The following is a 26,918-nucleotide window of genomic DNA, read 5'->3' as shown; positions in this document are numbered from 1 at the left end:
AGCCTAGCCGTCGGTCAGTCGCGGCCAGTGAGGCCCCAGGCGTCCTCGTCGCCGTCGGCCTCGACCTCCTCCAGCCCCTCGGGGATGCGCCCGACCGGGTCGTCGTAGCGGTCGTCGACGTCGGCGGCGGGCCCACCCGATGCGGACGGCGCTCCGGGGGCCGCGGCGGGCGCGGTCGGAGCGGGCGCAGGGGGCGGGGCGGATGCCGCGGGCGCGGCCGGCGCCGCCGGCTCCTCGCCGCGCAGCTTCGCTAGCACTCCAGGCAACTGCTCGGGCGTCACGAGCACGTCGCGCGCCTTCGAACCCTCGGACGGGCCCACGATCTCACGCGACTCGAGGAGGTCCATGAGGCGGCCCGCCTTGGCGAAGCCGACTCGGAGCTTGCGCTGCAGCATCGACGTCGAGCCGAACTGGGTCGAGACCACGAGCTCGGCCGCCGCGAGCAGCAACTCGAGGTCGTCGCCGATATCGGAGTCGATCTCCTTCTTCTCGACGGCCGCCTCGACGTCCTTGCGATACTCGGGGCGGGCCTGCCGGGTCACGTGCTTCACGACACGGTCGATCTCGGTCTCGGTGACCCAGGCACCCTGCACGCGGATCGGCTTCGACGCACCCATCGGCAGGAAGAGCGCGTCACCCTGGCCGATGAGCTTGTCGGCACCCGGCTGATCCAGGATGACGCGCGAGTCCGTGACGCTCGTCACCGCGAACGCGAGCCGCGACGGCACGTTCGCCTTGATGAGGCCGGTGACGACATCGACCGAGGGCCGCTGCGTCGCGAGCACGAGGTGGATGCCCGACGCGCGCGCGAGCTGGGTGATGCGCACGATCGAGTCCTCGACATCGCGTGGGGCGACCATCATGAGGTCGGCGAGCTCGTCGACCACGACGAGCAGGTACGGGTACGGCTTGAGCTTGCGCTCGCTGCCCGCGGGCAGCTTGATCTCGTCGCCCACCACGGCCGCGTTGAAGTCGTCGATGTGGCGGAACCCGAACGACGCGAGGTCGTCGTACCGCATGTCCATCTCCTTCACGACCCACTGCAGCGCCTCGGCCGCCTTCTTCGGGTTCGTGATGATGGGGGTGATGAGGTGCGGCACGCCCGCGTACGGCGCGAGCTCCACGCGCTTCGGGTCGATGAGCACCATCCGCACCTCGGACGGCTTCGCGCGCATGAGCAGGCTCGTGATCATCGAGTTCACGAAGCTCGACTTGCCCGAGCCGGTCGATCCGGCGACGAGCAGGTGCGGCATCTTCGCGAGGTTCGCGACGACGTAGCCGCCGCCCACGTCCTTGCCGACACCGATCGTCATCGGGTGCTTCGCGTTCACCGCGGCGCCCGACCGCAGCACGTCGCCGAGCGTGACCGTCTCGCGGTCGGCGTTCGGGATCTCGACGCCGATCGCGCTCTTGCCCGGGATCGGCGAGAGGATGCGAACCTCGTTCGACGCGACCGCGTACGAGAGGTTCTTCGACAGGGCGGTGACGCGCTCGACCTTCACACCCGGCCCGAGCTCGATCTCGTACTGCGTCACGGTCGGACCGCGCGAGAAGCCCGTGACCTTCGCGTCGACGCCGAACTGCTCGAGCACGCCCGTGATCTGCCGTACGACCTCGTCGTTGACCGCGGACCGGGTCTTGGCGGGTGCGCCCGCCGCGAGCGTGGACGACGAGGGCAGGTGGTAGGGCCGTTCCGGCAGCTCGGCGGCGCCCTCGTCGACGGATGCCGCGGCCTCGCCGCCCGGGACGGCGGCGCCCGCCGCGCCGGGCACGAGTGCGGCCCCGGCGGGAGCGATGACCTCGGTCGCTCCGGCGTCGTCGCCCCGCAGGCCCGTGCCGGCCCCGGCGACCTCGCCGGTGAACCGCTGCAGCGCGGACTCGGCGCGCTCGAGGTCGTCGATCACGCCCGCACCGTACGGGTCGACCGGTCGTACGCCCTCGAGCGGCGTCTCGAAGCTCCCCGCCGCGGAGCCCTCGCCGAAGACCTCGGTGATGCCGTCGGCACCCGCGTCGGCGAAGTCGGGGTCCTCCTCGCGGTTCGACGCGTTGCGACGCCACCACGGCAGCATGCCGCCGGACGGCGCCTCCTCGTCGTCGACGCCGTCGAGCTCGACCTGCTGCGAGCGGTCGGCCTTCGATTTCCGCTTCGACCCGGCCTCGGCCGACGCGGTGGTCGCTGTCGCGGCATCCGCTTCGCCCTCGACGGCGCCGAAGAGCCACGCGTACAGCTCGCGGAAGCGCTGCGGGATGCGGTTGGGCGGCGTCTTGGTCAGGATCAGCAGCGACAGCAGCACGAGCGCGATCAGGACGATCGCCGCGCCGACCTCCGTGATGAGCAGGATCAGCGGCTGCGCGAGCATCCAGCCGAGGATGCCGCCGGCTCCGGCGAGCACGGGCATGCCCTCGCTCGGCGACGGCTGCCCGCCGAAGAGGTGGCAGAGCCCGGAGACGGTGATGAGCAGCATCCCGAGCCCGATGCCGATGCGCGTGTTGTCGTGCACCGAGCTCGGGTGGCGGAAGAGCCAGACGGCGAACATGAGCATCACGACGGGCAGCGCGAACGCGACGCGGCCGAACAGGCCGCCGAAGGTGTAGGCGTCGAGGGTCTGCGCAACGGGGTCGTTGATGAAGAACCACTCGACGATCGCACCGGAGAGCGCGAGGAGGACGAGGAAGAACGGCAGGCCGTCGCGGCGCTCCTCCTTCGCGAGCGTCTCGGGGCCGAGCGCGCGCGCGGCGCCACCGGTCAGGTGTGCGAGCCCCATCCACGCGCGGACGATGACGCCCGGTCCGTCGGACTTCTGGGGCGCGCTGCGCGCCGAGCGCGTCGACGTACGCTGCGCCGGCAGCTTCTTCGTGGGCGCGGTGCGCGTCGACGAGCCGCGCCCGGACGCGCCGGAGGCGCGACCGTTCGACCTGGTGCTCGTAGCCATGGGTTCCACGTTACGGCCCGCCGACGACGCGCGGCGGCAGGCCGGACGAGTGTCGGCGCAGTCGATGCGCCCGCGCGGCCCGGATCGTGGCCGATCGCGCCCGAGGCGGCTCAGCGGAGCAGCCGGACCATCGTGTCGCGCCCGTCGGCCGAGGCGACGACGGTGAAGCCCTCCGACCGGTACAGGTCGTGCGCGAAGTTGCCCCGCTCGACGGAGAGCGCGAGCCGCGCGTACCCGCCCGCGCGCGCGTCCTCGGCGAGCGCGCGCAGCAGCGACCGGCCGAGTCCCTGCGCCCGCCACATCGGCCGCACGCCGATGATGAGCTCGGGCACGCCGGCCGCGACGAAGCCCATCGACGGCCGGTCGGCGCCGAACAGCCGGTACCAGGCCGCGCCGACGGGGCGGCCCTCCGGGTCGACCGCGACGACGCCGCGGTCGGCGGGGCGCTGCCAGCCGGAGATGTAGGCGGCGTGCCGCGCATCGGCGAGCACCACCGGACGCGGGCGCGTGGCATCCGCTCGCCAGTTCGCCGCCTCGACGACCATGTCGGCGAGGAAGCCGCCGTCCGCGGGGAGCGCGGACCTGATGGTGAAGGCCGCCATGACCGGAGGGTACGCGCGCCCTGTTACGGCGGTGTTTCCGGGTGACGGATGCCGCGGCATCCGTCACCCGATCGCCTACGCCTCGATGACGAGCGGCACGAGCATCGGGCGGCGGCGGAGGCGCCGGTTCACCCAGCTGCCGACCGTGCGGCGCACCGTCTGCTGCAGCGCGTGCGGATCGCGCACGCCGTGATGCGCGGCATCGGCGAGCGCGGCGACGATCTTCGGCTTGACGTCCTCGAACACCGCGTCGTCCTCGGCGAAGCCGCGGGCGTGGATCTCGGGGCCGACGATGACGCGGCCGGTCGAGGCGTCCACCACCACGATCACCGAGATGAAGCCCTCCTCGCCGAGGATCCGGCGGTCCTTGAGGTCGGCATCGGTGATCTCGCCGACCGTCGAGCCGTCGACGTAGACGAACCCGAGGTCGAGCTGGCCGGCCACCGTCACCGTTCCGTCGCGGAGGTCGAGCACGGTTCCGTTCTCCGCGAGGAAGGTGCGGTCGGCTGGGATGCCGGTGTCCTGCGCGAGTCGTGCGTTCGCGACGAGGTGCCGGTACTCGCCGTGCACGGGGAGCACGTTCCGCGGCTGCAGGATGTTGTAGCAGTACAGCAGTTCGCCCGCGGCCGCGTGGCCGGAGACGTGCACCTTCGCGTTGCCCTTGTGCACGACGTTCGCGCCGAGCTTCGTGAGGCCGTCGATCACGCGGTACACCGCGTTCTCGTTGCCCGGGATCAGGCTCGACGCGAGGATCACCGTGTCGCCCTCGCCGATCTCGATCTGGTGGTCGCGGTTCGCCATGCGACTGAGCACGGCCATCGGCTCGCCCTGCGAGCCCGTTGACATGTACACGATCCGGTCGTCGGGGATGTCGCCGGCCTTCTTGAAGTCGACGAGCACGCCCTCGGGCACGTCGAGGTACCCGAGGTCGGCGGCGATCGTCATGTTGCGCACCATGCTGCGGCCGAGGAGCGCGACGCGGCGCTCGTTCTGGTGCGCCGCGTGGAGCACCTGCTGCACGCGGTGCACGTGGCTGGAGAAGCTCGCCACGATGACGCGCCGCGGCGAGCGCGCGATGACCTCGTCGAGCACCGGGCCGATCGCCCGCTCGAGCGGGGTGAATCCCGGCACGTCGGCATTCGTCGAGTCGACGAGGAACAGGTCGACGCCCTCCTGGCCGAGCCGGGCGAACTCCCGCAGGTCGGTGAGCCGGCCGTCGAGCGGCAGCTGGTCCATCTTGAAGTCGCCCGTGGCGAGCACCGTGCCCGCATCGGTCCGGATCGCGACGGCGAGCGCGTCGGGGATCGAGTGGTTGACGGCGACGAACTCGAGCTGGAACGGCCCGAGCTGCTCGCTCTGCCCCTCCTTCACCGTGAGGCTGTACGGCGCGATGCGGTGCTCCTTGAGCTTCGCCTCGACGAGGGCGAGCGTGAGCTGCGAGCCCACGAGCGGGATGTCGGCGCGCAGCTTCAGCAGGTACGGCACGGCGCCGATGTGGTCCTCGTGCCCGTGCGTGAGCACCACGGCGACCACGTCGTCGAGGCGCTCCCTGAGGAAGCCGAAGTCGGGCAGGATCAGGTCGACGCCCGGCTGGTGCTCCTCGGGGAACAGCACGCCGCAGTCGACGATCAGCAGCTTGCCGTCGATCTCGAAGCAGGTCATGTTGCGGCCGACCTCGCCGAGGCCGCCGACCGGGATGACGCGGAGCGTCCCCGGCTCGAGCGGTGCGGGGTCGATGATCTCGTCGGGCATGCGCCCTCCTCACGTTGCGGTGTTCAGTTCGGTGCGACCCTCGTGGTCGCGGATGTCTCGGTTCGGGTGTCCCGTCGGGTGCTCGTCGCTTCGCGGCCCACCGTGCGGCGCGTGCGGCGCGGCATCCGTCGCCCTCAGCGCGTCGTTCCGGCCACCTTCGGCAGCGCGCCGCCCGCGGCGGCGTTGCGGTCGGGTCGGAAGTTGTGGAAGTCGACGCCCGGAATGCCCTGGACGAGGTCGATCTCGTCCTCGATGAGGGCGGCCTCCCACTCCTCGGGGCCGACCAGGGGCAGGCGCACGCGCGGGCTGCCGATGCGGCCGAGCCCGTGCAGGATGTACTTCGCCGCGACCGTGCCCGGGACGTGCGTCATGACGGCCCGAACGAGCGGCTCGAGTCGTTGGTGCTCGGCGGTCGCGGCCTTCAGGTCGCCGCGGTTCACGGCGTCGACGATGGCGCGGTACGGCGCGGGCGCGATGTTCGCCGTCACGCCGATGAGGCCCGTCGCGCCGATCGCGAGGTGCGGCAGCACGTTGGCGTCGTCGCCCGAGAAGTACATGAGGTCGGTCTGGTTGAGCACCCGGCTGACCTCGCTGAAGTCGCCCTTGGCGTCCTTGATGGCCAGGATGTTCGGGTGCTTGGCGAGGCGCAGGATCGTCTCGTACCTGATCGGAACGCCCGTGCGGCCCGGGATGTCGTAGAGGATCACGGGCAGGTCGGTGGCATCGGCGACCAGGCGGAAGTGCGTGAGGATGCCGGCCTGCGTCGGCTTGTTGTAGTACGGCGTGACGATCATGATGCCGTCGGCACCGGCCTGCTCGCTGTGCCGGTAGAGCTCGATGGCGTGCGCGGTCTCGTTCGAGCCGCCGCCCGTGATGACCTTCGCGCGCCCCGCGGCGACGTCCTTGCCCACCTCGACGAGGCGGATCTTCTCGGGGTCGGTGAGCGTCGAGGTCTCGCCCGTGGTGCCCGTGACGACGATGCCGTCGGCGCCTGCGGTGATGACGTCGTCGATGTGCTTCTCGACTGCGGGCCAATCGACCTCGCCGTCCGCCGTCATCGGCGTGACGAGCGCGACGAGCACCTGTCCGAAGGGGTTTTCCGCAGTCACGCGCTCAAGGCTATCGTCCCGCGGCGCGCCGGGCCGATTTCGTGTCGCCGTCACCCCTCCCGCGCCGCGACCCGCGAGACCGCTCCGGCAGACGACACGCGGGCCGAACGGATGCCGCGGCGGCGCGCCGCGCCCGGCTGCCGGACTCGCGGCACCGCCATGTGCCGGCCGGGATATCGCGCAGGTGTCATCGATGACCCGCGGACCCATCGAGTCGGCGGCCGGCGGCCGTCCGGTGCACCTGTCGATCGCAGGCTGCGAGTATTGCCGATTCGACGGTTTCCCAGTCGTGGAGGATGAGCGCCGAGTCGAATCGGAGCGTCACGAACCCGAGGCTCATCGCGATGGCATCGCGGACAAGGTCGCGATGGCGGTGATCGCCGCCGTGCGTGGCGCCGTCGGCCTCGAGGATCAGGCAGTCGCCGATGACGAGGTCGACGATGCCGACTCCCGCGATGCGGACCTGGCTTCTGGTCGTGAGCCCGCAGGGCCGCAGTCGGAGCCGGATGAGCGATTCCAGACCGCTGTCGGCGTCGTCCCTCGCGAAGTCCACCAACCCGACGAGTGCCCGCGGCACGACGGCTCGCAGACGCGCACGCTCGTCCTGTCCGACGAGGCCCTGCCGGAGCGCCGACTCGAGCGCTGCGAAGAACGCTTCACCGCCACGACAGCGGCCGAGCTGGACCAGGCAGTGGAGGATACCGACGCGCGCGAGTTCAGGCTCGTCGACCGCATCATCCCGGTGGAGGATGCAGCAACCCAGGTCGTTCGCGCCGGTCGGCCCCCGGTGACGGACCGCGTGTCGATCGGGATCCACCCACGTGTGGAGCGGCTCGGCGTCCCCCGCGTCGAGGGTCCAGAGGCCCCGGTCACGCGCCGCCGTCGCGCACGCGATCCGTCCGCCGTGGCCGAGCGCCTCGAGCACCCCGCCCGCGGTGGAGGGCAGTGCGTACAGCCCGATGCGTGGCTGGAGCAGGGCTCCCGAGCGCGCGGCGTGTGCGAGCTCGCGCTTCGTGGCGCCGTCGGCGCGCAGCTCGGCAGTGCGCGCGACGCCGCCCCGACGTAGGACGGCAGCGACGACGGGCCGTGTGGTCACCACACCACCGAACCGCTGCGGCGGCTTCACCGCCCGCCCCGGAGAAGGATCGGTGGACGGATGCGGACGCACACCGCGTGTGGAGAACCCGTGGGCCGACTCGTGCGGCGGCTCTGCGCGTGCCGAATCACCGGCTCCGAGCCGTCCGGTCCGGCACGTCGTCGATACGGAACCGCGTGTCGGCGTCGCGACCGGTCCTTCGGGGCCCCGGAATGGCGGGAGGGTGAGGGCGGGTCAGCGCTCGAGGGTGAGGAAGCGGTGGCGGATGCCGGAGCTCGAGGCGTGCCATCCGTCGGCGGGGTCGACGGCGACCGCGTGCCAGCCGCCCCGGTCGGGCGCGAAGGTGTCGCCGTCGACGTCGAGGTCGAGCTCGGTCACGACGAGTCGGTCGGCGAGACCGATCGTGCGGGCGAAGAGCTCGGCGCCGCCGATGACCCAGATGCGATTCTCGGCGTCGGATGCGGCGAGCGCGAGCGCCTCGTCGACGGAGCCCGCACGCACGGCGCCGTCGGCGTGCCAGTCGGCCTGCCGGGTCACGACGATGTTGGCGCGTCCGGGCAGGGGGCGGAATCGCGGCGGCAGCGACTCCCAGGTGCGGCGGCCCATCACCACGGGCGCGCCGTGCGTGGTGCGCTTGAAGTGCGCGAGGTCCTCCGGGACGTGCCACGGCATGCCGCCGCCGGCGCCGATCACGCCGCCGTGCGCCTCCGCCCAGATCAGGCCGATCCGCGGGACGCCCGCGTCGTCGAACGGGTCGCTCATACGGCCACGGCGGCGCGGATCGCGGGGTGGTGCTGGTACCCGACGACCTCGAAGTCCTCGAAGCGGTAGTCGTCGATCGAGTCGGGCCGGCGCGCGATGCGCAGGGTCGGGTACGGGAAGGGCTCCCGCTCGAGCTGGAGCCGCACCTGCTCGACGTGGTTGTCGTAGATGTGGCAGTCGCCGCCGGTCCAGACGAAGTCGCCGACCTCGAGCCCGGTCTGCTGGGCGACCATGTGGGTGAGCAGCGCGTACGAGGCGATGTTGAACGGCACGCCGAGGAAGAGATCCGCGCTGCGCTGGTACAGCTGGCACGAGAGCCGGCCGTCCGCGACGTGGAACTGGAAGAGCGCGTGGCACGGCGCGAGCGCCATGTCGGGGATGTCGGCCGGGTTCCAGGCCGAGACGACCAGCCGACGCGAATCGGGGTTCGTGCGGATCTGCTCGATCACCTGCGCGACCTGGTCGATCTGCTCGCCCGACGGGGTCGGCCAGCTGCGCCACTGCACGCCGTAGACGGGACCGAGGTCCCCCGAGGCATCCGCCCATTCGTCCCAGATGCTGACGCCGTGCTCCTGAAGCCAGCCGACGTTCGAGTCGCCCCGGAGGAACCAGAGCAGCTCGTACGCGATCGACGTGAAGTGCACCCGCTTCGTCGTCACGAGCGGGAAGCCCTGCGACAGGTCGAAGCGGATCTGGCGGCCGAAGATGCTCCGGGTGCCGGTCCCCGTGCGGTCGGATTTCGGCGTGCCGTGTTCGAGCACGTCGCGGAGCAGGTCTTCGTACGGTGTCGGGATCGCGCTGGCCACGGCGTCAAGGCTACGCCGCCACTGGCGGCGGGCGGGCATGACAGGCGGGCGGATGTCGCGGCCGCGCCCCGTACGCGGGCTCCGTCACCCGGCGTCACACGGCGTGACCGCACCGGCGCCGCCCACGTAGCCTGCGGAACATGGAGCTCGCGCCCGCCCTCGTCGTCGGCATCGGCCTGCCCGCGGTCGCGCTCGTGATCGGCCTCGTGTGGCGTGCTCGCGACGGGCGCGTGCACCGCGTCGGCAGGGAGCCCGGCGTCCCGGCGGCCGCCGCCTCGGCCATCCGACCGGGCTCGTCGCCCGCGCGATCCGACGCGGAGCGCCTCGAGCTCGACGGCGACGCGCTCGGCGCGGAGGCCACGCTCGTGCAGTTCTCGACCGAGTTCTGCAGTCGCTGCCCGGGAACCGCCCGAGCCCTCGTCGAGCTCGCGTCGGAGTACGACGGCGTGCGCCACGTCGACATCGACCTCACGCACCGGGCCGACCTGGCGGACGCGTTCCGCGTGACCCAGACGCCGACGGTGCTCCTCCTCGACGCCCACGGCCGATCGGTCGCCCGCGTCGCCGGCGTGCCCCGCATCGACGAGCTCCGCGACGAGCTCGACACCACCACCGGGAGGTCCCGTGTCCGCCACCCCGCCTGAGTCCCCCTCGCCCGGGTCCCCCTCGCCCGGCTCCCCCTCGCCCCGGTCCCCCGCGTCCGCGCCCGCCGCGGGCGGTGCGCCCGCGCGCCGCCCCGGCATCGACCCGCGCGGCCCGCGCTTCTCCGCCGCGATCACCGCGGTGCTGCTGCTCGCCGTCGTCGTGCTCGCCGTCGGCGGGCTCGAGCAGGCGGCCCTGGTGCTGCTCACCGCGCTCGCCGCGCTCTTCGCCTGGGGCGCGGCCGCCGGAGTGGCCAGGCACCCGTTCGGCATCGTCTTCCGCCACCTCGTCCGCCCGCGGCTCGCGCCGCCGCCGGAACTCGAGGACCCGCGCCCGCCGACCTTCGCCCAACTCGTCGGCTTCGTCGTGACGGCCGTCGGGGTCGTCCTCGGGTTCCTCGGCGTACCGGCCGCGGTGCCGATCGCCGCCGCCGCGGCGTTCGTCGCCGCCTTCCTCAATGCGGCGTTCGGCTACTGCCTCGGATGCCGGCTGTACCTGGTGCTCGTGCGAGCCCGGGTGATCCGGACCGCCTGACCGGCGCGGGCGACGCGCACCCGACCGTGACTGCCGCACGCGGCATCCGCTCGATAGGCTGGGACCCCGGCTCGAGGAGGAGGACCCATTGGCACTGACGAGCGAAGCGACCACGGTCTGGACGGGAAGCCTGTTCGAGGGGTCGGGCACGACGCGCCTCGACTCGTCGAGGCGGGGCGAGTTCGACGTCGACTGGAAGGCGCGCACCGAGGGCGAAGCCGGGACCACCAACCCCGAGGAACTGCTCGGCGCCGCCCACTCCGCGTGCTTCTCGATGGCCCTGTCGAACATCCTCGCGAAGGCCGGTCACACGCCCGAGAGCATCCAGACGACCGCGGCCGTCACGTTCCAGCCCGGTGAGGGCGTCACCGGCAGCCACCTGCTGGTGAGCGCGCGGGTGCCCGGGATCACCGAGGCCGAGTTCGAGGCCTTCGCCGACGATGCGAAGGAGAACTGCCCGATCTCGAAGGCGCTCACCGGCATCCCGATCACGATCGAGGCGGAGCTCGCGTAGCGGTGCGGGTCCTCGTCGCCGGCGCGTCCGGATTCATCGGCACGACGGTCAGGGACCGCCTGGTCGCCGACGGGCATGACGTGGTGCGCCTCGTGCGCCGGCGGGCGCACGCGGCCGACGAGGTGAGCTGGTCGCCGTCGTCGGGCATCATCGACTTCACGGTCATGGATCGCGTCGACGCCGTGCTGAACCTCTCCGGCGCGTCGCTCGCACGGCTGCCGTGGACGCGCCGCTACCGCGACGAGATCCTCGAGTCGAGGGTCTCCGCCACCCGGACGCTCGCCGACGCGATGCGCAAGGCGCGCACCCCGCCGGCGATCTTCCTCAGCGCCTCCGCCGTCGGCTACTACGGCGACCGGCCCGGCGAGCTGCTCACCGAGCACTCGGCGGCGGGCACGGGCTTCCTCTCCGAGGTCGTGACGCGCTGGGAGGCGGCCGCTCAGCTGGCACCGCACGAGACGCGCACCGTCGTCTTCCGCACGGGCATCGTCGTCGGCCGCGGCGGGGCGATGCAGCGTCTCCGTGCGCTCACCTCGTTCGGCGTCTCGGGGCGCCTCGGCACCGGCGGCCAGCACTGGCCGTGGATCGCGCTGGAGGACGAGGTCGAGGCGATCGTCCACCTGCTCGACTCGCACGTGTCGGGGCCGGTGAACCTGGTCGGGCCGACGCCCGCGACGGCCGACCGGGTGATGGGCGCGCTCGCCGAGCGGATGCACCGGCCGTACGTGATCCCCGTGCCCGAGAAGCTGCTGGAGGCGGCGCTCGGCAGGGCCGCCGACGACCTGCTGCTCTCGAGCCAGAAGGTGCGACCGCAGCGACTCATCGACGACGGCTACCGGTTCCGTCACCCGACCGTCGAGTCGGCGATCGACGGGATGCTCAACCCCGAGCCCGCTCCAGTTCGATAGCGCGACGCACCGCGCGGCGCGCGCGTCGGCGATCGCCCGCCGCATCGTACGCGAGTCCGAGCCGGAGCCATGCCCGCCACGAGTCGGGTTCGGCCTCGACCGCCTCGCGGAACGCGGGGAACGCGGCATCCGCTTCACCGCGCTCGGGACGACCGCTCGGGCGTACCGCGATGCCGAGGTCGAGCGCACCCTCCGCCTCGAGTCGTTCCACGAGCCGCTGCGAGCGGATCCCGAACGCGAGTTCGCGCCAGATCGCCCATGCCGCGATGATCGGCAGGACGATGAGGGCGACCCCCATCGCGACCGCGACGGGCTCGCCCGTGAGCACGAACTGCACGGCGCGCCATCCGACGAGCGCGACGTAGAGCGCCAGCAGCGCCGCCATCACGACGGCGCCGACCTTCGCGCCGCTCATCGGTCGCCGGGGAGCTCGAGTCCGAGCAGCGCGTCGAGCCCGACGGTGACCCCCTCGGAGGATGCCGCGCGGCGCAGTGCCAGCAGGATGCCCGCCTCGTAGGCCGTCGGCGCGATGGTCGAGTGGGTGATCTGCAGGCTCTCGCCCGGCGCGCCGAGCATGACGCGCTGGTCGGCGAGGATGCCGTCCATCCGGAGGCTGTGGATCGGGACGCCCGAGACGAGCTGCCCCCGCGCACGCTGGTCGGCGTGCGGCGCCGAGACCGGCCCGAGCTCGCCGCGAGCGGCCGCGATGAGCTCCGCGGTGCGCACGGCGGTGCCCGAGGGCGAGTCGACCTTGCCCGCGTGGTGGGCCTCGACGATCTCGATCGAGTCGAAGTGACGCGCGGCGAACGCCGCGAACGCCGACCCGAGCACGCTGCCGATCGAGAAGTTCGGGACGAAGATCACGCCCGACGCGGCATCCGCCTCGCGCAGGCGGGTCTCGATCTCGGCGATGCGCTCGCGCGACCAGCCCGACGTGCCGACGACGACCGAAGCACCCGCCTCGATGGCGGCCTCGACGATCGCGGCGCTCGCGGCGGGGTGCGTGACGTCGAGCACGACGTCGGCACCCGCGAGCTCGTCGAGGCTCGATGACGAGTCGAGCCCGGCGTGGAGCTCGAGGTCGTCGGCCTCGTCGATCAGTCGGGTCGCGAGGCGCCCCATCTTCCCCGTCGCGCCAGCGACCGCCACCGTGATCGTCACGACGTTCACCCTAGCAACCGCCGCGAAGGCGACCGGGTGACCGACGGATGCCGCGCGCACCCGCCGTAGGCTTGGCGCATGCTCCGCTTCCGCGACGCCGCCGTGACCGACCCCGACGCGAACCGGATGATCGGCGAGTACTTCGCCGAGCGCGCGGCGGGTTTCCCGCCCGAGCAGGGCGAGTACCGCCCGACCTGGCCGGTCGATGCGCAGTTCACGCCGCCGGCGGGCGTCTTCATCGTCGTCGAGGACGAGGCGGGCGAGGCGGTCGGATGCGGCGGGGTGCGTCGGATCCCGGCCTCGCCCGACGGACGCATGCGATACGAGGTGAAGCACCTCTGGCTCGCCCCCGCAGCCCGCGGTCGTGGCGGCGGCCGCGCCCTCCTCGGGGAGCTCGAACGCCGCGCCGTCGCGTTCGGCGCCGAGGAGCTCGTGCTCGACACGAACGCGAGCCTGGCCGCCGCCGGCGGCCTCTACGCCGCGAGCGGCTACGTCGGGATCGAGCCGTACAACGACAACCCGAACGCGACGAACTGGTACGGCAAGCGGGTCTGATCGGCCGCACCGCGGCGGCCGCTCGCGGTCAGAGCCCGTACGGCTCCGGGAGCCCGGTCCGGAGCTCCGGCGGCAGGTGCGCGAGGTCGTTGTGCACGACGAGGTTCCAGGGCCGGCCGGGCGCGCGCTGCGTGAGCACGGTCAGGCCGCAGTTGGCCTGGTTGATGGTCGCCCAGCGCCACTCGGGCGCGCCGAGCACCTCGCGCACGAACCATCCGATCACGAAATTGTGCGTGATGAGCAGGTCGTGGCGGTCCTCGCGGTGCGAGCGGAGGAACTCGGCGTTCGCGTCGGCCATCTGGGCGCGCCCCGCCTCGAAGTCGAGCTCGGTGAACGAGCCGAAGAACGGGGCGTAGGCGGTGGGCGTCTCCTCCGCAGGGCCGGACGGCACGCAGTCGAAGAGCAGCGGCGAGGGCTCGGGCTTCAGCGCGGGCAGCTTCGACGCGATGATGTCGGCGGTCTCGGCGGCGCGCTGCAGCGGCGAGTGGTAGGCGGCGTCGAACGGGATGCCGCCGAGTCGCTCGGCGAGCAGTTCGGCCTGGCGGCGGCCTCGCGGGGAGAGCGGTCCGTCGGGGAGGCCGTGCTCGGCGTCGAGCTGCTCGCCGTGGCGGACGAGGTAGAGGTGGTGGGGCACGTCGTGTCCTGTGGTCGGGCGTCGTCGCTAGGCGACGTCGGATCGGGCATCGGGCTGGTCGACGATCGAGCGGAAGGCGTGCTCGTCGACCGGGCCGACCGCGACGAGCGAGAACGGCCGTGCGGCCAGCTCCCCCGCGAGCGCTCGGACGTCGTCGGCGGTGACGCGTCCGACGCGGCGCAGTGCCTCGTCGAGGTCGGCGAATTCCCCCAGTGCGAGCTCGGCTCGGCCGAGTCGCGACATCCGCGTGTCGGAGTCCTCGAGCGCGAGCGCCGAGGCGCCGCCGAGGTAGCCGATCGCGCGGGTGAGCTCGTCATCGGTGACGCCGTGGTGCGCGAGCCGCTCGAGCTCGGTGCGCATGAGCGCGGCCACGGTCGCGGCGTTCTTCGGCGCGCATCCGGCGTACATGCCGAACACCCCCGCGTCGGAGTACCCCGGTGCGAACGAGTAGACGGCGTAGGCGAGGCCGCGGCGTTCCCGGATCTGCTGGAACAGCCGCGACGACATTCCGCCGCCGAAGACGGTGTTGAGCACGCTCAGCGCGGCGCGTCGCTCGTCGGTCGCGACGAGCCCCGGCACGCCGAGCACGAGGTTCACCTGCTCGCCCGGCCGCTCGACCACGGCGAGCGGCGCGCGACCGTCGACGAGGGCGAGCTCGGACGTGCGTCGGTCGACCGGCGCGGCCGCGACCGTGAGATCCCACCCGGCCGACTCGAGCGCCGCGGTGAGCCGCGCCACGAGGTCGTCGTGGTCGACCGCACCGGCTGCGGTGACGACGAGGTCGCGCGGGCGGTAGTTCGCGCGGTAGTGCTCGAGCACGGCGTCGCGGGTGGCCGCGCCGATCGTCGTCGCATCGCCGCCGATCGGCCGGGCCAGCGGATGGGTGCCGAGCACGGATTCGAAGAAGCGCTCGTTCGCGACATCCGCCGGGTCGTCGCCGGCCATCGCGAGCTCTTCGAGGATGACGCCGCGCTCGCTCTCGAAGTCCTCGGGATCGAGCACGGACGAGGTGAACATGTCGGCGAGCACCTCGACCGCCATCGGCACGTCCTTGTCTTGCACCTTGGCGTAGTAGCAGGTGTACTCCTTGGCCGTGACGGCGTTGTGCTCGCCGCCGACGGCGTCGAAGGAGATCGCGATGTCGAGGGCGCTCCGGGTCTCGGTGCCCTTGAACAGCAGGTGCTCGAGGAAGTGCGTGGAACCGAACGTCGCGGGGTGGCCGCTCTCGGAGGGGTGCTCGTCGCGCGAGCCGACCGCGACCCAGAAGCCGATCGTGGCGCTCCGGCTGCCCGGGACCTGCTCGGTGAGCACGCGGATGCCGGACGGGAGGACCGAACGGCGGACGTGCGTGTCGCCTGCGGCGCGGAAGGAGAGTTCGGGCTCACCAAGCGGGAGTTCGACGGCGCCGTTCACGCCACCAGCCTATGTCACCCGATCGCGGGTCGAGCCCGACCGGCGTCCGGCGCGGCGGCCGGCGCCGCAGCCCGTGCGGCGGCCTGCGCGGCGGCCTGCGCGGAGCGCTCGAGTCCTACGCCGACGCCCGGTCGAGCTCGACGAGCTCGGAACGGTGGAGCTCGAGCGAACTCGCGGCCAGCAGCGCGTCGACCTGCTCCGGCCGGCTCACGCCCGCGATCGGCGCGACCACCGTCGGCCGGGCGAGCAGCCAGGCGATCGCGACGGACGCGGGCACCGTGCCGTGCGCGGCGGCGACCTCGTCGAGCACGCGGAGCACGCGCAGGCCCCGACGCCCCAGGTGGCGGCGCTGCCGCTCGCCTCGAGCGTCGCGGCGCACGTCGGCGCGTCGCCTGACGCCGCCGCCGAGGAACCCGTCGGCGAGCGCGAAGTACGGCAGGACCGGCAGGTCCTGTGCGTGGGCGACGAGTTCCGTGGCTCCCTCGAACCCGCGGCGCTCCATCAGGTTGTACCTCGTGGTCAGCGCCTGGAAGCGGGGCAGGCCGTTGGCGGCGAGCACGCGGGCCTCGATGAGTCGTTCGGGCGAGAGATCGGATGCGCCGACCGCGAGCACCTTCCCGGAGGCGATGAGCGCGTCGACCGCGCCGAGGCTCTCCTCGAGCGGCACGGCGGGGTCGTCGCCGTGGATGCAGAGCAGGTCGATGCGATCGGTGCCGAGCCGTTCGAGCGAGGCGTCGACCGCCCGTGAGATCGCGGCGGGCGCGAGGCCCGCGTGATCGGGGTGGCGACCGACCTTCGTGACGATCCGCACGCGGTCGCGCGTGTGCCGTGCACCCAGCCATTCGCCGATGATGGTCTCGCTCCGGCCCGCGGCGTAACTGTCGGCGGTGTCGATGAGGCCGCCCCCGAGGGCGACGAACCGGTCGAGGATCTCGGCGCCCTCCCCGGTGTCGATGGTGGATCCGAACGTGCTCGTCCCGAGGACGAGCGGGTGCGCGTGGAATCCGGTCTCGCCGATGGCGATGCGACGGGGGACCGTGATCGGCCCCGACTCGGCGTTCGTCGCGATCTCCTCGGTCGCGGGCCCGCTGCCCCGCGGTGACGGCTCGTCGGAGCGTCCCGGCGCCTCGACGCTCGTGGGAACCCCTGTGCCGTGCTCTTCGATGACGGCAGGCGGTCCCCCGGCACGTCTGCCTCCATGCAGTGCGTGTCGTCCGCTCACGCGATCCTCCTCCCCAGGATTGCAGACGAGCGTATGTCAGGAACGAACCGGGTGGTTGAACATGACGACGAAGCGTTACGAAACCGTTGGTGAACGGACGGTGACGGACTTCGGCCGGCAGTGGGTGCGCGTGTCCCACGCCGGGACGTCCGACCCTTCCGGCCCCGCTCGACCCACGCCTAGTGTGCTGCCCATGCGTTCAGTGCCCGGACGGCGACGATGACCGAACCCGCCGTCAGTGCGCGCGCCCTCGTCAAGCGCTACGGCGCCACCGTCGCGCTGCACGGGCTCGATCTCGACATCCCGCGCGGCAGCGTGTTCGGGATGATCGGTCCGAACGGCGCCGGCAAGACCACGACGATGCGCCTGCTGCTCGACATCATCCGCCCGACCGGCGGCGAGCTCTCGGTGCTCGGCACCTCGCCGCGCCAGGGCGGCGCCGCGCTGCGCCGACGAATCGGCTACCTGCCCGGCGAGTTGCACCTCGGCGCGCGTGTGAAGGGCCGCGATCTCCTGAACCACTACGCCGAGATCTCGGGGCCGGTGCGGAGGGGCGCCGTCGACGACCTCGCCGACCGGCTCGGGGTCGACCTCGGCCGACCCGTGCGCAGCCTCTCCAAGGGCAACAAGCAGAAGGTCGGGCTGATCCAGGCGTTCATGCACGAACCCGAGCTGCTCGTGCTCGACGAGCCGACGAGCGGCCTCGACCCGCTCGTGCAGCAGGAGTTCCACGTGATGCTGCACGAAGCGCGCGCCAACGGGCAGACCGTGTTCCTCAGCTCGCACGTGCTCAGCGAGGTGCAGCAGACCGCGCACGAGATCGCGATCCTGAAGGGGGGCCGCATCGTCGAGCGGGCCACGGTCGCCGCGCTCCGCGAGAACGCGGTCCGTCACGTGAAGCTCGTGGTGGCCGAGGCGGATGCCGCGACCGCGCGCACCACGCTCGACGCCCTCGCCGGCGTGGCCGACGTGGCATCCGTCCCCAACGGGCCGGGAACGGTGGCCCTGTCCGCGCGGCTCGACTCGCACGTCGACGCGTTCCTGAAGGCGGTTTCCCACCTCTCGGTCGTCGACCTGACGATCGAGGAGCCCGACCTCGAGGAGATGGTGCTCGCCTACTACGGCACGGACGTGTCCGGGGCGACGCCCGACGACTCGGCCGACGACGGTTCGGAGCGAGCACGATGAGCCGGCCGCTGCCGCTGTTCCGACGGTCGATCGTCGACGGCTGGCGTGGGCTCGTCGGATGGAGCATCGGCCTCGCGGCCGCACTGTCGCTCTACCTCCCGATCTACCCGTCGTTCGGCGGGCAGGGTGAGATGCAGGCGCTGCTCGACTCGCTTCCGCCTGAGCTCATCAAGGCGCTGAACTACGACCAGATCGCCACCGGCGCGGGGTATGCGCAGGCCACGTTCTACGGCCTCATCGGCTTCGCCCTGGGCACGATCGCGGCCGTCGGCTGGGGCACCGAGGCGATCGCGGAGGACGAGGAGAACGGCCAGCTCGAGCTGACGCTCGCGCATGGCGTGATCCGCGGGCAGGTGCTCGCCGAGCGTGCCGCCGCCGTGCTCGTGAAGCTCGCGTGGCTCGCGGTGATCGCCGCCCTCGCCGTTCTCGTGCTCAACGGCCCATCCGAACTGGACATCGAGTTCGGACCGCTCATGGCGATCAGCGTGGCCTGGTTCGGCCTCATCGGACTCAGCGCGGCCGCGGCCATCGGGGTGGGCGCGATGACCGGACGGCGGACCTGGGCCGTCAGCGCGGGCACGGGCGTCGCGGTCCTCTCCTACGCGCTGAACGCGCTCGGCAACCAGAGCGAGGACCTCGCGTGGCTCAAGGACTGGTCGCCGTACGCGTGGGCGTATCGCGACGCACCGCTGCAGGACGGCTGGAGCCCCGCGCTCTGGTGGAACCTGGGCGCGATCGCGGTGCTGCTCCTCCTCGGCTGGCTGGTGTTCCGGCGCCGTGACATCGCGGTGTGACCGACGGATGCGAGCGCTCCCCCGCCGGCGTGCTCGACCGAACGCGCCGTCCGATGCCTACCGACCGACCCGGCCGAACAGTCCGGCGATCGGTGCGAGCACCGTCGGGCGGGCGGCGATCCAGGCTGCCGCGATCACGACGATCGAGGCGACGAAGATCCAGAAGCCCAGCCATCCGCCGTCGTCCTGCGCCGCGTACATGTGGTTGAGGTTGCGCAGCGCGCCGGTCAGGAAGACCAGCGTGACGTGCACCACGATGAACGCGACGAAGTACAGCATGACCGGGAAGTGCACGGCCCGCGCCCACTCCACCGGGTAGATCCGGTTGAGCGTCGTGGCGTCCTTCGGCCACAGCCCGGACATCCGCACGCCGGTGATCGCGGCGAGGGGCGCGGCGATGAAGATCGTCGTGAAGTACGCGAGCACCTGCAGGCTGTTGTAGTTGACCCAGCCGTCCTCGAGCGGCCAGTCGAGCGACAGGTACTGCAGCAGCGCCGAGATCGAGTTGGGGATGACCTCCCAGCTCGTCGGCACGACGCGCATCCACTGACCCGTCGCGAACAGGAGGACGACGAAGACGAGGCCGTTCACCAGCCACAGGATGTCCAGGGACTGGTGGAACCACAGCGTGAGGCTGATCTTCCGGTTCGGCGACCAGCGCGGGGTCCAGTACGCCGGCGGGCGCCGCTCGGTGCGCACCTGCAGGCCCGAGCGGATGATCAGGACGATGAGGAAGACGTTGAAGAAGTGCTGCCAGCCGAGCCAGGCCGGGAATCCGACGGGCGCACCGTCGGGCAGCGGCGTCTCGCCGGGGTAGGTCTCGAGGAAATCCTCCATGACGTCCAGCCCGAGGAACCATCTTGTGAGCTGGACCACGATGGTCGCGGCGCCGATGATCGCGAGGACGCCGACGACGGAGGCCCCGACCCACTGCCTCGCGGTCAGCCGGCCGAGGCGTTCCGGGCCCGACTGCGAGCCGGAGCTCGGCTCGGGGGCGGGTGCGGTGGGTGCGGTGGGTGCGGTGGGTGCGGCCGGTGCGGTGCGCGCGGCCGCCTCCGCGCGCGCGGCGGGCCGGGTGGGTGCGTCGGGCTCCGCCGCCTCGGCGACCCCGGGGGGCGGAGCGATCGGGCGGGGCATCGCGGGCGTCGGTGCGATCGGTTCGGCAGATGACGTGGATGCCGCGGCCGGAGCCATGCGCTCGGTCTCGGCCGGCGAGGCGGATGCCGCTGCCGCCGGCGCGGTGCGCTCGGTCTCGGCCTGCGAGGCGGATGCCACGACCGGCGCGGTGGGCCGGGCGACCGGTGCGACCGCCTCCGGCGGCCAGGGGTCTCCCCCGGCGACCCGCGGAAGCCCGCGGCGAAGCCCGGTGCCGGCCGCCGTCGCCGGGGCGGCCGGCGCAGGTTGCGGCGGCGTCGCCGTCGCCGGGGCCGGCGTCGTCACGGTGACCGGCTCGGCGGCGGGCTCCGTGCGGGCGACGGGCGACGGAGCGGCCGCGACCGTCGTCTCCTCGAGGCTCGCCGTCTCATGCGTCACGCCGCCCTCGGGCCACGGTCCGCCGCCCCGCACGCGCGGCAGCCCCCTTCGAAGGCGAGGACCCGACGACGAGCCGGCGGAGGGGGCCGCGTCGACGACCGCCGTCGTCGGTACCCCCCTCGCCGTCGCCGGTGCCGCCGGGACCGGTGCCGCCGGGACCGGTGCCGCTGCCGCCGCCGCCGCGACCGGTGCCGCGGTTGCCGACGATTCCGCGGGCGCCTCGACCGAGTCGGCGGCGACTTCGCCCGCCGCTTCGCCGGCGGGCGGCCAGGGCTCACCGCCGTGACGGCGCGGCAGTCCCCTTCGCAGGTTCGCAACGGCGGCCACGGGTCACCGCTTCCGCTCGGCCAGGGCGCCGATCAGCTGCGGGACCACGGTGAAGACGTCGCCGACCACGCCGAAGTCGGCGATCTCGAAGATCGGCGCCTCCGGATCCTTGTTGACGGCCACGATCGTCTTGGCGGTCTGCATGCCGGCGCGATGTTGGATCGCACCCGAGATGCCGAGCGCGATGTACAGCTGCGGCGTGACCGAGACGCCCGTCTGGCCGACCTGGTGGCTCGCCGGGATGTAGCCCGCATCGACGGCCGCGCGCGACGCGCCGATCGCGGCACCCAGCGCGTCGGCGAGTTCCTCGACGAGTGCGAACTTCTCGGCCGAGCCGAGGCCGCGACCGCCGGACACGACCCGCTTCGCTCCCCGGAGCTCGGGCCGGCTCGACGTTTCGGTCACGGGTTCGACCGACTCGATGGCGGCCGACGCCGCGCCCGAAGCCGGCACCTCGAGCGAGTCGAGCACGACGGGTCGCGCGTCGGCCCGGGCGTCGATCGCACCCTGCCGCACGGTGATGACGAGCGGCCCGAACGTCGCCGCGGAGTCCACGTCGTACGCGCCCCCGTACACGGAGTGGTGGGCGAGCACGCCCTCGTCGTCGCGTGAGACGCCGATCGCGTCCGCGGCGATGGGGGCGCTCGCGCGGACGGCGAATCGTCCGGCGATGTCGCGGCCGTCGATGGAGTTCGAGATGAGCACCGCGTCGGGCGACACGACCGCCGCGGCGGCGGCGAGCGCGTCGACGTGCGGGACCGTGAGCTCGGACCGCGTCGACGCCGTCTCGGCGGCGAGCACGCGCTCGGACCCGAGAGCCGCGGCCTGCTCGGCGAGCGACTGCGCCTGGCCGGGTGCGGTGACGACGAGGGCCACGGCCGTGCCGATCCCGGCGGCGGCGCCGAGCAGGGCGGCCGCGCTCGGCGCGAGCTCGCCGTTCGGCGTCGCCTCGAGGACGACGAGGATCGAATCTGCGGGATAGTCGGTCATGTTCGTCCTCTCAGACCAGCCGGTTCTCGATCAGGAACTCGGCGATCCTCGTGCCGGCATCGCCCTCGTCGGTGATCTTGGTGCCCGCCGTGCGCGGCGGCTTCTCGGCGACGGAGGTCATGATCGACCAGGAGACGGAGAGATCGTCGGGTTCGATGCCCAGGTCGGCCGCGCTCAGCGTCTCGAACGGCTTCTTCTTGGCGGCCATGATGCCCTTGAAGTTCGGGAATCGCGCGTCGGGGAGCGCCTCGGTGATCGAGATGACCGCCGGCAGCGGCGCGCTCACGCGCATGACACCGCCTTCGGTGTTCCGTGTTCCCGACAGGGATCCGTCGGCGATCTCCACCGAGGAGAGGGCGGTCGCGTTCGGCACCTCGAGCAGCTCCGCGAGCATCGCGGGGATCACGCCGCCGCCGCCGTCGGTCGAGAGGTTGCCGGTGATGACGAGGTCGAATCCGGTTCGTCGGATCGCGGCGGCCAGCGTGCGCGCGGTCAGGCCGAGGTCTGCCGCGGCCAGGCCCGGGTCGGCGATGTGGACGGCCGATGCGGCTCCCATCGCCAGTCCCTTGCGGATCGTCGTCGCGGCGCTCTCCGGCGCCATGGACATGACGACGACCTCGGTGTCGGGGTGCGCGTCGGCGTGCGCGAGCGCGACCTCGAGCGCGCGCTCGCCGATCTCGTCGAGCACGGCCTCGCTCGCGGCGCGATCGGCGAGTCCGGTCTCGAGGTCGAGCGTGCGCTCCCCCCACGTGTCGGGGACCTCCTTCACGAGGACGATGATCTTCATCGGGCCCGAATCCTTTCCCTGGGCGGTGAGCCGGGTCGCTCACCGGAATCCTGTCAGTCGCGTCGCGCCCGCCGCACGACCGCCTCGGCCTGCCGGAGGAGCGGCGCATCGACCATCTCCCCCCGGAAGGCGAACACGCCGTCGCGCTCGCGCCCGGCGGCCTCGGCGAGCAGCGCGTCCGCCCACTCCAGCCGCTCGGGGCTGGGCGCGTATGCCGCCCTGACGACCTCGGCCTGACGCGGATGCACGCACGCCGTGGCGGCGAAGCCGAGCGCGGCCGCGTCCTCGGCCTCGGCTCGGAGGCCGTCGGCGTCGGCGAGGTCGAGGTGGACCGCGTCGATCGCCGCCACGCCGTGCGCGCCCGCCGCCAGCAGCACCTGGGACCTGGCGTGCCGGGCGACGTCGCGGTACCGACCGTCGGCGAAGCGGCTGGAGCCGCCGCCGAGCGAGGCGACGAGGTCCTCCGCTCCCCACATGAGGGCGGAGACGATCGGCACCGACGCGACGTCGGGCGCCGCGAGCACGCCTCGCGCGGTCTCGCACAGTGCGATCACGTCGAAGTCCTCGAGGGCCACGAGGTCGGCCGTGCCCTCGCATTTCGCGAGCATGACGGTGCGGTAGGAGGTGCGCCGCAGCGCTGCGAGGTCGTCGGCGAGGTGCGGCGTCGACGCCGGGTTCACGCGCACGATGACCCGCGCGGGGTCGAGCGGGTTCGCCACGAGCGACTCGCGCGCCGCCGACTTCGCGACCTCGGCCACGGCGTCCTCGAGGTCGAGGATCACCGCGTCGGCGCGCTCCAGGGCCTTGGCGTATCGGTCGGGTCGGTCGGCCGGGCAGAACAGCAGCGCGGGACCGAAGGGGAACGGCGGGTGCGTCATCCGCTCGCCTCGCCGTTCACGGCCGTCTGCCGCTCGCCCGCCTCCCGGGTCCAGACGAGCATCGTGCGCGACGCCGTCGCGACCACGTCGCCGTCCTGGTTGCGGGCCGTGTGGCCGAGCACCACGACGCCCTCGCCGGGACGCGACGACGACAGCCGCTTCGACTCGACGACGCTCTCGCCGTAGAGGGTGTCGCCCACGAACACCGGGTTCGGGAACGCGACCGCGCCGAATCCGAGGTTCGCGACGAGCGTGCCCTGGGTGAGCTGCCCTACGGACTGGCCCACCAGGGTCGAGAGCGTGAAGAGCGAGTTCACCAGGATGCGTCCGAACGGCTGCCGCGCCGACCACGCCGCGTCGAGGTGCAGCGGCTGCGGGTTCATCGTCAGCGTGGTGAAGAGCACGTTGTCGGCCTCCGTCACCGTGCGGCCGGGACGGTGCAGGTAGCGCACGCCCTCCTCGAACTCCTCGAACCAGAGTCCACGCTGCACGACCTCGCGCATCGATGCGTCCGTCATGCTGCTCCCTCCTTCGGGACCGCGTCGCCCTAGCCGGCGAGCCCGAGCTCGCGGGCGATGACCATGAGCTGCACCTCGTTCGTGCCCTCGCCGATCTCGAGGATCTTCGAGTCACGGTAGTGCCTTGCGACGGTCGTCTCGTTCATGAAGCCCATGCCGCCGAAGATCTGGGTCGCGTCGCGCGCGTTCAGCATGGCGGCGTCGCTCGAGACGAGCTTCGCGATCGCGGCCTCCTTCTTGAACGGAAGCCCCGCGTCGGCCCGGCGCGCCGCGTCGTGCCAGGCGAGGCGGGCGGTGTGCACACGGGCCTGCATCCCGGCGATGGTGAACGCGATGTACTGGTGGCTCGCGATGGGCACGCCGAAGACGTTGCGGGTCTTCGCGTAGGCGAGGGCCTCGTCGAGGCACCCCTGCGCGGCGCCCGTCGCGAGGGCGGCGATCGCGATGCGGCCCTCGTCGAGCGCGCGGAGGAAGTTGGCGAAGCCGCGCCCGCGTTCGCCGAGCAGGTTGGCAGCCGGGACCCGGACGTCCTCGAAGGTCAGGGGGTGCGTGTCGGAGGCGCGCCATCCGGACTTGTCGTACCCCGGCCCCACCGTGAACCCGGGCGTGCCGTTCGGCACGATGATCGTGGAGAGCTCCTTCGACACCGAGCCATCCGGGCGCGTCCGCTCGCCCGTCACCGCCGTGACCGTGACGAACGACGTGATCGGCGTGCCCGAGTTGGTGATGAACTGCTTCGAGCCGTTGACGACCCACTCGTCGCCGTCGAGCACGGCCGTGGTCCGGGTCGCGCCGGCGTCGGACCCGGCCTCGGGCTCGGTCAGGCCGAAGCCGGCGAGCGCCCGCCCCGCCACGAGGTCGGGGAGGAACTCGGCCTTCTGCTCGTCGGTGCCGTGGCGGTAGATCGGCATCGCGCCGAGGCCGACGCCGGCCTCGAGCGTGATCGCGATCGACTGGTCGACGCGGGCGAGCGCCTCGATCGCGAGGCACAGCGCCATGTAGTCGCCGCCCTGGCCGCCGACCTCCTCGGGGAACGGCAGGCCGAACAGCCCGAGCTCGCCCATCTGGGCGACGACGTCCATCGACAGCTCGTGCGTGCGGTCGGCCTCGTAGGCCTGCGGGGCGACGACGGTGTCCGCGAACTCGCAGACCATGTCGTACAGCTGCTGTTCCTCGTCGGTCAGGTCGTGCATGGTGCTCCTCATTCCTGGTGGGATGCGTTCGGGACGGCGGCCTCGTGGGCGCCGTCGTGGGGTCGGTCGTCGGATGCTGCGGGGCCCGCCTCGGCCGCGTCGGCCGCGGGCTCGATGCGCGCGACGACCTGGTCGCGCGCCACCTGCTCGCCGACGGCGACCCGGATGCGGGCGACGCCCGCGACGGTCGCGGTCACGCGGTGCTCCATCTTCATCGCCTCGATCGCGAGCACCGCCCGACCGGCCTCGACGTGATCGCCGTCGGCGACGAGGACGGCCGTCACGCTCCCGGGCATGGGCGCGCGCAGGTCGGGGTCGGCGCTGCCGCCGCGCTCGAGGAGGGCGAGCCGCGCCTCGAGCGCCGCGCGCCGGTCGGGCCGGGGGAACGAGCCCGTCCGGCCGTCGAGGTGCACCCACACGGCGCCGTCCGCTGCGGTCGCGACGGTCGCGCGATCGAGGTCGGTCACCCCGTCGGATGCCGCGGGCGCACCGCCCGCCCCGATCCGCCAGCCGCGCGCACTCCGCCAGGCGCGATCGACGGCCGCGGCCGAGCGGGCGTCGCGCTCGCGCGCGGCGCGGGCGACGTCCGCGAGGGGGTCGGCCGCGGCACCCGAGTGGGAGCCGCCGGCCAGCGTACCGGCCGTCGAGCCGGGCGCGACGTGGGCAGCGGCATCCGCCGACCCCGCCTCGGGCAGGCGATCGATGAGCCCGGTGTCGAGGCGTCCGGCGCGAACGTCGGGGTGCGAGACGAGGGTGCGGAGGAACGCGACGTTCGTCTCGACGCCGAGGAGCACCGTCCCGGCGAGCGCGGCGTCGAGCCGGTCGAGTGCCTCGGCGCGGTCGGCGCCCTGCGCGATGACCTTCGCGATCATCGGGTCGTAGTCGGCGGTGACGCGCTGCCCCTCGCGGATCCCGGCGTCCACGCGCACGCCCTGACCCGACGGCGCCCGCCACGCCAGCACGTCGCCCGTCGAGGGCAGGAACCCGCGCTCGGGGCTCTCGGCGTAGACGCGCGCCTCGATCGCGTGGCCGGTCATGCGCACGTCGTCCTGCGCGATCGCGAGCGGCTCCCCCGCGGCGATGCGGAGCTGCTGCTCGACGAGGTCGATGCCCGTGACGAGCTCGGTGACCGGGTGCTCGACCTGGAGCCGGGTGTTCATCTCGATGAAGAAGAACTCGTCGGGCGCGGCATCCGACACGAGGAACTCGACCGTGCCCGCACCCAGGTAGTCGACGCTGCGGGCCGCGTCGCACGCGGCCGCCCCGATGCGCGCCCGGGTGTCGGCGTCGAGGAGCGGCGAGGGCGCCTCCTCGACGACCTTCTGGTGGCGGCGCTGCAGCGAGCACTCGCGTTCCCCCAGGTGGATGACGGTGCCGTGCGCGTCGGCGAGCACCTGCACCTCGATGTGGCGGGGGCGCTCGACGAAGCGCTCGAGCAGGAGCGTGTCGTCGCCGAAGGCGGCTCGCGCGACGCGGCGGGCGGCGGGCAGCGCGTGCTCGAGTTCGCCCTGGTCGCGCGCCACCTGCATGCCCTTGCCGCCGCCGCCGGCCGAGGGCTTCACCAGGATCGGGAAGCCGATGAGCGGCGCGGCGTCGAGCAGCTCGTCGTCGGTCGCGTCGGGCTCGCTGACGCCGGGCACGACCGGCACGCCCGAGGCCTCGACGTGCCGCTTGGCGCGGATCTTGTCGCCCATGACCTCGAGCGCGAGCTCGCCCGGCCCGACGAACACGATGCCGGCCTCGGCGCACGCCCGGCCGAACGCGGCGTTCTCTGAGAGGAACCCGTAGCCCGGGTGGATCGCCTGCGCTCCGGTGTCGAGCGCGGCGCGCACGATGCGCTCGGGGTCGAGGTAGCTCTCGGCGGCCGCGGCCGGGCCGATGCGAACGGCCTCGTCGGCGAGCGCGACGTGCGGCGCATCTGCGTCGGCGTCGGAGTACACCGCGATCGCGCGGATGCCGAGGCGCTTGAGGGTGCGGATGACGCGCACCGCGATCTCACCGCGGTTGGCGACGAGGACGCGGTCGAACGGTCGCCGCGCTGTGGACGGGGTGGTGGTGTCGGTCATC

General features: G+C 72.9%; 26 protein-coding genes. 7 read left to right on the top strand and 19 right to left on the bottom strand.

The features are described 5' to 3' along the window. Positions 1-14: 14 nt before the first annotated feature. The 7 genes from ACULK2_RS07680 to ACULK2_RS07650 form a co-directional block, all read right to left on the bottom strand. Positions 15-2,933 (bottom strand): FtsK/SpoIIIE family DNA translocase, encoded by a 2,919-nt coding sequence (locus tag ACULK2_RS07680; RefSeq protein WP_445969118.1) that lies wholly within the window; start codon positions 2,931-2,933, stop codon positions 15-17. A gap of 110 nt (positions 2,934-3,043) precedes the next feature. Further along, positions 3,044-3,535, bottom strand: a complete 492-nt coding sequence (locus tag ACULK2_RS07675; protein ID WP_445969119.1) for a GNAT family N-acetyltransferase — start codon at positions 3,533-3,535, stop codon at positions 3,044-3,046. Between the two features lie 75 nt (positions 3,536-3,610). After that, entirely contained in the window at positions 3,611-5,287 is a 1,677-nt protein-coding gene (locus tag ACULK2_RS07670; protein ID WP_445969120.1) for a ribonuclease J, read from the bottom strand. Positions 5,288-5,421: 134 nt separating this feature from the next. After that, the gene (gene dapA, locus ACULK2_RS07665; protein ID WP_501044994.1) at positions 5,422-6,345 is read right to left on the bottom strand and encodes a 4-hydroxy-tetrahydrodipicolinate synthase; all 924 of its coding nucleotides are present in this window, start codon (positions 6,343-6,345) and stop codon (positions 5,422-5,424) included. A gap of 238 nt (positions 6,346-6,583) precedes the next feature. After that, complete coding sequence (locus tag ACULK2_RS07660; protein ID WP_501044993.1) at positions 6,584-6,949, bottom strand: DUF559 domain-containing protein; 366 nt, start codon at positions 6,947-6,949, stop codon at positions 6,584-6,586. Between the two features lie 777 nt (positions 6,950-7,726). Beyond that, positions 7,727-8,254 carry a dihydrofolate reductase gene (locus ACULK2_RS07655; protein ID WP_445969123.1) on the bottom strand — a complete coding sequence of 176 codons (528 nt, stop codon included), beginning with the start codon at positions 8,252-8,254 and terminating at the stop codon, positions 7,727-7,729. Beyond that, positions 8,251-9,099: a thymidylate synthase gene (locus ACULK2_RS07650; protein ID WP_445969124.1), complete on the bottom strand. Its 849-nt coding sequence runs from the start codon at positions 9,097-9,099 to the stop codon at positions 8,251-8,253. Before ACULK2_RS07650 ends, ACULK2_RS07655 begins: the two co-directional genes overlap by 4 nt. 101 nt (positions 9,100-9,200) lie before the next feature. On the opposite strand from ACULK2_RS07650, the gene ACULK2_RS07645 reads away from it, so the two are divergent. The 4 genes from ACULK2_RS07645 to ACULK2_RS07630 all read left to right on the top strand — a co-directional run bounded on the left by ACULK2_RS07645 (position 9,201) and on the right by ACULK2_RS07630 (position 11,658). Continuing rightward, positions 9,201-9,704, top strand: coding sequence for a thioredoxin family protein (locus ACULK2_RS07645; RefSeq protein WP_445969125.1), 504 nt, complete (start codon positions 9,201-9,203; stop codon positions 9,702-9,704). After that, positions 9,685-10,236 carry a DUF4395 domain-containing protein gene (locus ACULK2_RS07640; RefSeq protein ID WP_445969126.1) on the top strand — a complete coding sequence of 184 codons (552 nt, stop codon included), beginning with the start codon at positions 9,685-9,687 and terminating at the stop codon, positions 10,234-10,236. The genes ACULK2_RS07645 and ACULK2_RS07640 overlap by 20 nt, the downstream gene beginning before the upstream one ends. Before the next feature lie 88 nt (positions 10,237-10,324). Next, positions 10,325-10,750 carry an OsmC family peroxiredoxin gene (locus tag ACULK2_RS07635; RefSeq protein ID WP_445969127.1) on the top strand — a complete coding sequence of 142 codons (426 nt, stop codon included), beginning with the start codon at positions 10,325-10,327 and terminating at the stop codon, positions 10,748-10,750. A 2-nt stretch (positions 10,751-10,752) separates the two neighbouring features. After that, the gene (locus ACULK2_RS07630; protein ID WP_445969128.1) at positions 10,753-11,658 is read left to right on the top strand and encodes a TIGR01777 family oxidoreductase; all 906 of its coding nucleotides are present in this window, start codon (positions 10,753-10,755) and stop codon (positions 11,656-11,658) included. Here the strand turns inward: ACULK2_RS07630 and ACULK2_RS07625 are convergent. Together ACULK2_RS07625 and dapB are read right to left on the bottom strand one after the other, a co-directional pair. Next, entirely contained in the window at positions 11,630-12,073 is a 444-nt protein-coding gene (locus ACULK2_RS07625) for a tetratricopeptide repeat protein (protein ID WP_445969129.1), read from the bottom strand. The genes ACULK2_RS07630 and ACULK2_RS07625 overlap by 29 nt on opposite strands. Beyond that, on the bottom strand, positions 12,070-12,819 hold the full coding sequence (gene dapB, locus ACULK2_RS07620) for a 4-hydroxy-tetrahydrodipicolinate reductase (protein WP_445969130.1): 750 nt from the start codon (positions 12,817-12,819) through the stop codon (positions 12,070-12,072). The genes ACULK2_RS07625 and dapB overlap by 4 nt, the downstream gene beginning before the upstream one ends. A 78-nt stretch (positions 12,820-12,897) precedes the next feature. Between dapB and ACULK2_RS07615 the strand changes: the two genes are divergently transcribed. Continuing rightward, positions 12,898-13,374, top strand: a complete 477-nt coding sequence (locus ACULK2_RS07615) for a GNAT family N-acetyltransferase (protein ID WP_445969131.1) — start codon at positions 12,898-12,900, stop codon at positions 13,372-13,374. Between the two features lie 28 nt (positions 13,375-13,402). Here the strand turns inward: ACULK2_RS07615 and ACULK2_RS07610 are convergent, their stop codons facing one another. The 3 genes from ACULK2_RS07610 to ACULK2_RS07600 all read right to left on the bottom strand — a co-directional run bounded on the left by ACULK2_RS07610 (position 13,403) and on the right by ACULK2_RS07600 (position 16,643). Beyond that, positions 13,403-14,008 (bottom strand): histidine phosphatase family protein, encoded by a 606-nt coding sequence (locus ACULK2_RS07610; RefSeq protein ID WP_445969132.1) that lies wholly within the window; start codon positions 14,006-14,008, stop codon positions 13,403-13,405. Positions 14,009-14,035: 27 nt separating this feature from the next. Then, entirely contained in the window at positions 14,036-15,421 is a 1,386-nt protein-coding gene (locus tag ACULK2_RS07605) for a M16 family metallopeptidase (protein ID WP_445969133.1), read from the bottom strand. Positions 15,422-15,536: 115 nt separating this feature from the next. After that, positions 15,537-16,643, bottom strand: a complete 1,107-nt coding sequence (locus ACULK2_RS07600; protein WP_445969134.1) for an aldo/keto reductase — start codon at positions 16,641-16,643, stop codon at positions 15,537-15,539. Between the two features lie 219 nt (positions 16,644-16,862). On the opposite strand from ACULK2_RS07600, the gene ACULK2_RS07595 reads away from it, so the two are divergent. After that, positions 16,863-17,831 carry an ABC transporter ATP-binding protein gene (locus tag ACULK2_RS07595; RefSeq protein WP_445969135.1) on the top strand — a complete coding sequence of 323 codons (969 nt, stop codon included), beginning with the start codon at positions 16,863-16,865 and terminating at the stop codon, positions 17,829-17,831. Then, positions 17,828-18,625 (top strand): ABC transporter permease subunit, encoded by a 798-nt coding sequence (locus ACULK2_RS07590; RefSeq protein ID WP_445969136.1) that lies wholly within the window; start codon positions 17,828-17,830, stop codon positions 18,623-18,625. The genes ACULK2_RS07595 and ACULK2_RS07590 overlap by 4 nt, the downstream gene beginning before the upstream one ends. Before the next feature lie 57 nt (positions 18,626-18,682). On the opposite strand, the gene ACULK2_RS07585 is transcribed toward ACULK2_RS07590, so the two are convergent. The 7 genes from ACULK2_RS07585 to ACULK2_RS07555 form a co-directional block, all read right to left on the bottom strand. Continuing rightward, positions 18,683-20,158 (bottom strand): cytochrome b/b6 domain-containing protein, encoded by a 1,476-nt coding sequence (locus tag ACULK2_RS07585; RefSeq protein WP_445969137.1) that lies wholly within the window; start codon positions 20,156-20,158, stop codon positions 18,683-18,685. Positions 20,159-20,488: 330 nt separating this feature from the next. Further along, positions 20,489-21,475, bottom strand: a complete 987-nt coding sequence (locus ACULK2_RS07580; protein ID WP_445969138.1) for an electron transfer flavoprotein subunit alpha/FixB family protein — start codon at positions 21,473-21,475, stop codon at positions 20,489-20,491. Between the two features lie 10 nt (positions 21,476-21,485). Beyond that, positions 21,486-22,262: an electron transfer flavoprotein subunit beta/FixA family protein gene (locus ACULK2_RS07575; protein WP_445969139.1), complete on the bottom strand. Its 777-nt coding sequence runs from the start codon at positions 22,260-22,262 to the stop codon at positions 21,486-21,488. A 53-nt stretch (positions 22,263-22,315) separates the two neighbouring features. Further along, positions 22,316-23,140, bottom strand: a complete 825-nt coding sequence (locus ACULK2_RS07570; RefSeq protein ID WP_445969140.1) for an HpcH/HpaI aldolase/citrate lyase family protein — start codon at positions 23,138-23,140, stop codon at positions 22,316-22,318. Further along, positions 23,137-23,658 (bottom strand): MaoC family dehydratase, encoded by a 522-nt coding sequence (locus ACULK2_RS07565; RefSeq protein ID WP_445969141.1) that lies wholly within the window; start codon positions 23,656-23,658, stop codon positions 23,137-23,139. The genes ACULK2_RS07570 and ACULK2_RS07565 overlap by 4 nt, the downstream gene beginning before the upstream one ends. Positions 23,659-23,687: 29 nt before the next feature. Further along, a complete protein-coding gene (locus ACULK2_RS07560) occupies positions 23,688-24,851 on the bottom strand; it encodes an acyl-CoA dehydrogenase family protein (protein WP_445969142.1) in 1,164 nt (387 codons plus the stop codon). 8 nt (positions 24,852-24,859) lie between these two features. After that, positions 24,860-26,917 (bottom strand): acetyl/propionyl/methylcrotonyl-CoA carboxylase subunit alpha, encoded by a 2,058-nt coding sequence (locus ACULK2_RS07555; RefSeq protein WP_445969143.1) that lies wholly within the window; start codon positions 26,915-26,917, stop codon positions 24,860-24,862. Between the last annotated feature and the right edge of the window lies 1 nt (position 26,918).

It is taken from the genome of Agromyces molybdatiresistens (genome assembly GCF_052748445.2).
The sequence above is the reverse complement of the archived record's forward strand: the minus strand, read 5'-3'. Positions and strand labels throughout refer to the sequence as shown.

Bases quoted from the DNA above. Each gene is read 5' to 3' on its own strand.
- ACULK2_RS07680 (WP_445969118.1), bottom strand. From the start codon at position 2,933: ATGGCTACGAGCACCAGGTCGAACGGTCGCGCCTCCGGCGCGTCCGGG.
- ACULK2_RS07675 (WP_445969119.1), bottom strand. From the start codon at position 3,535: ATGGCGGCCTTCACCATCAGGTCCGCGCTCCCCGCGGACGGCGGCTTC.
- ACULK2_RS07670 (WP_445969120.1), bottom strand. From the start codon at position 5,287: ATGCCCGACGAGATCATCGACCCCGCACCGCTCGAGCCGGGGACGCTC.
- dapA (WP_501044994.1), bottom strand. From the start codon at position 6,345: ATGACGGCGGACGGCGAGGTCGATTGGCCCGCAGTCGAGAAGCACATC.
- ACULK2_RS07655 (WP_445969123.1), bottom strand. From the start codon at position 8,254: ATGAGCGACCCGTTCGACGACGCGGGCGTCCCGCGGATCGGCCTGATC.
- ACULK2_RS07650 (WP_445969124.1), bottom strand. From the start codon at position 9,099: ATGCCCGCCCGCCGCCAGTGGCGGCGTAGCCTTGACGCCGTGGCCAGC.
- ACULK2_RS07645 (WP_445969125.1), top strand. From the start codon at position 9,201: ATGGAGCTCGCGCCCGCCCTCGTCGTCGGCATCGGCCTGCCCGCGGTC.
- ACULK2_RS07625 (WP_445969129.1), bottom strand. From the start codon at position 12,073: ATGAGCGGCGCGAAGGTCGGCGCCGTCGTGATGGCGGCGCTGCTGGCG.
- ACULK2_RS07615 (WP_445969131.1), top strand. From the start codon at position 12,898: ATGCTCCGCTTCCGCGACGCCGCCGTGACCGACCCCGACGCGAACCGG.
- ACULK2_RS07595 (WP_445969135.1), top strand. From the start codon at position 16,863: ATGACCGAACCCGCCGTCAGTGCGCGCGCCCTCGTCAAGCGCTACGGC.
- ACULK2_RS07590 (WP_445969136.1), top strand. From the start codon at position 17,828: ATGAGCCGGCCGCTGCCGCTGTTCCGACGGTCGATCGTCGACGGCTGG.
- ACULK2_RS07580 (WP_445969138.1), bottom strand. From the start codon at position 21,475: ATGACCGACTATCCCGCAGATTCGATCCTCGTCGTCCTCGAGGCGACG.
- ACULK2_RS07575 (WP_445969139.1), bottom strand. From the start codon at position 22,262: ATGAAGATCATCGTCCTCGTGAAGGAGGTCCCCGACACGTGGGGGGAG.
- ACULK2_RS07570 (WP_445969140.1), bottom strand. From the start codon at position 23,140: ATGACGCACCCGCCGTTCCCCTTCGGTCCCGCGCTGCTGTTCTGCCCG.
- ACULK2_RS07565 (WP_445969141.1), bottom strand. From the start codon at position 23,658: ATGACGGACGCATCGATGCGCGAGGTCGTGCAGCGTGGACTCTGGTTC.
- ACULK2_RS07560 (WP_445969142.1), bottom strand. From the start codon at position 24,851: ATGCACGACCTGACCGACGAGGAACAGCAGCTGTACGACATGGTCTGC.
- ACULK2_RS07555 (WP_445969143.1), bottom strand. From the start codon at position 26,917: ATGACCGACACCACCACCCCGTCCACAGCGCGGCGACCGTTCGACCGC.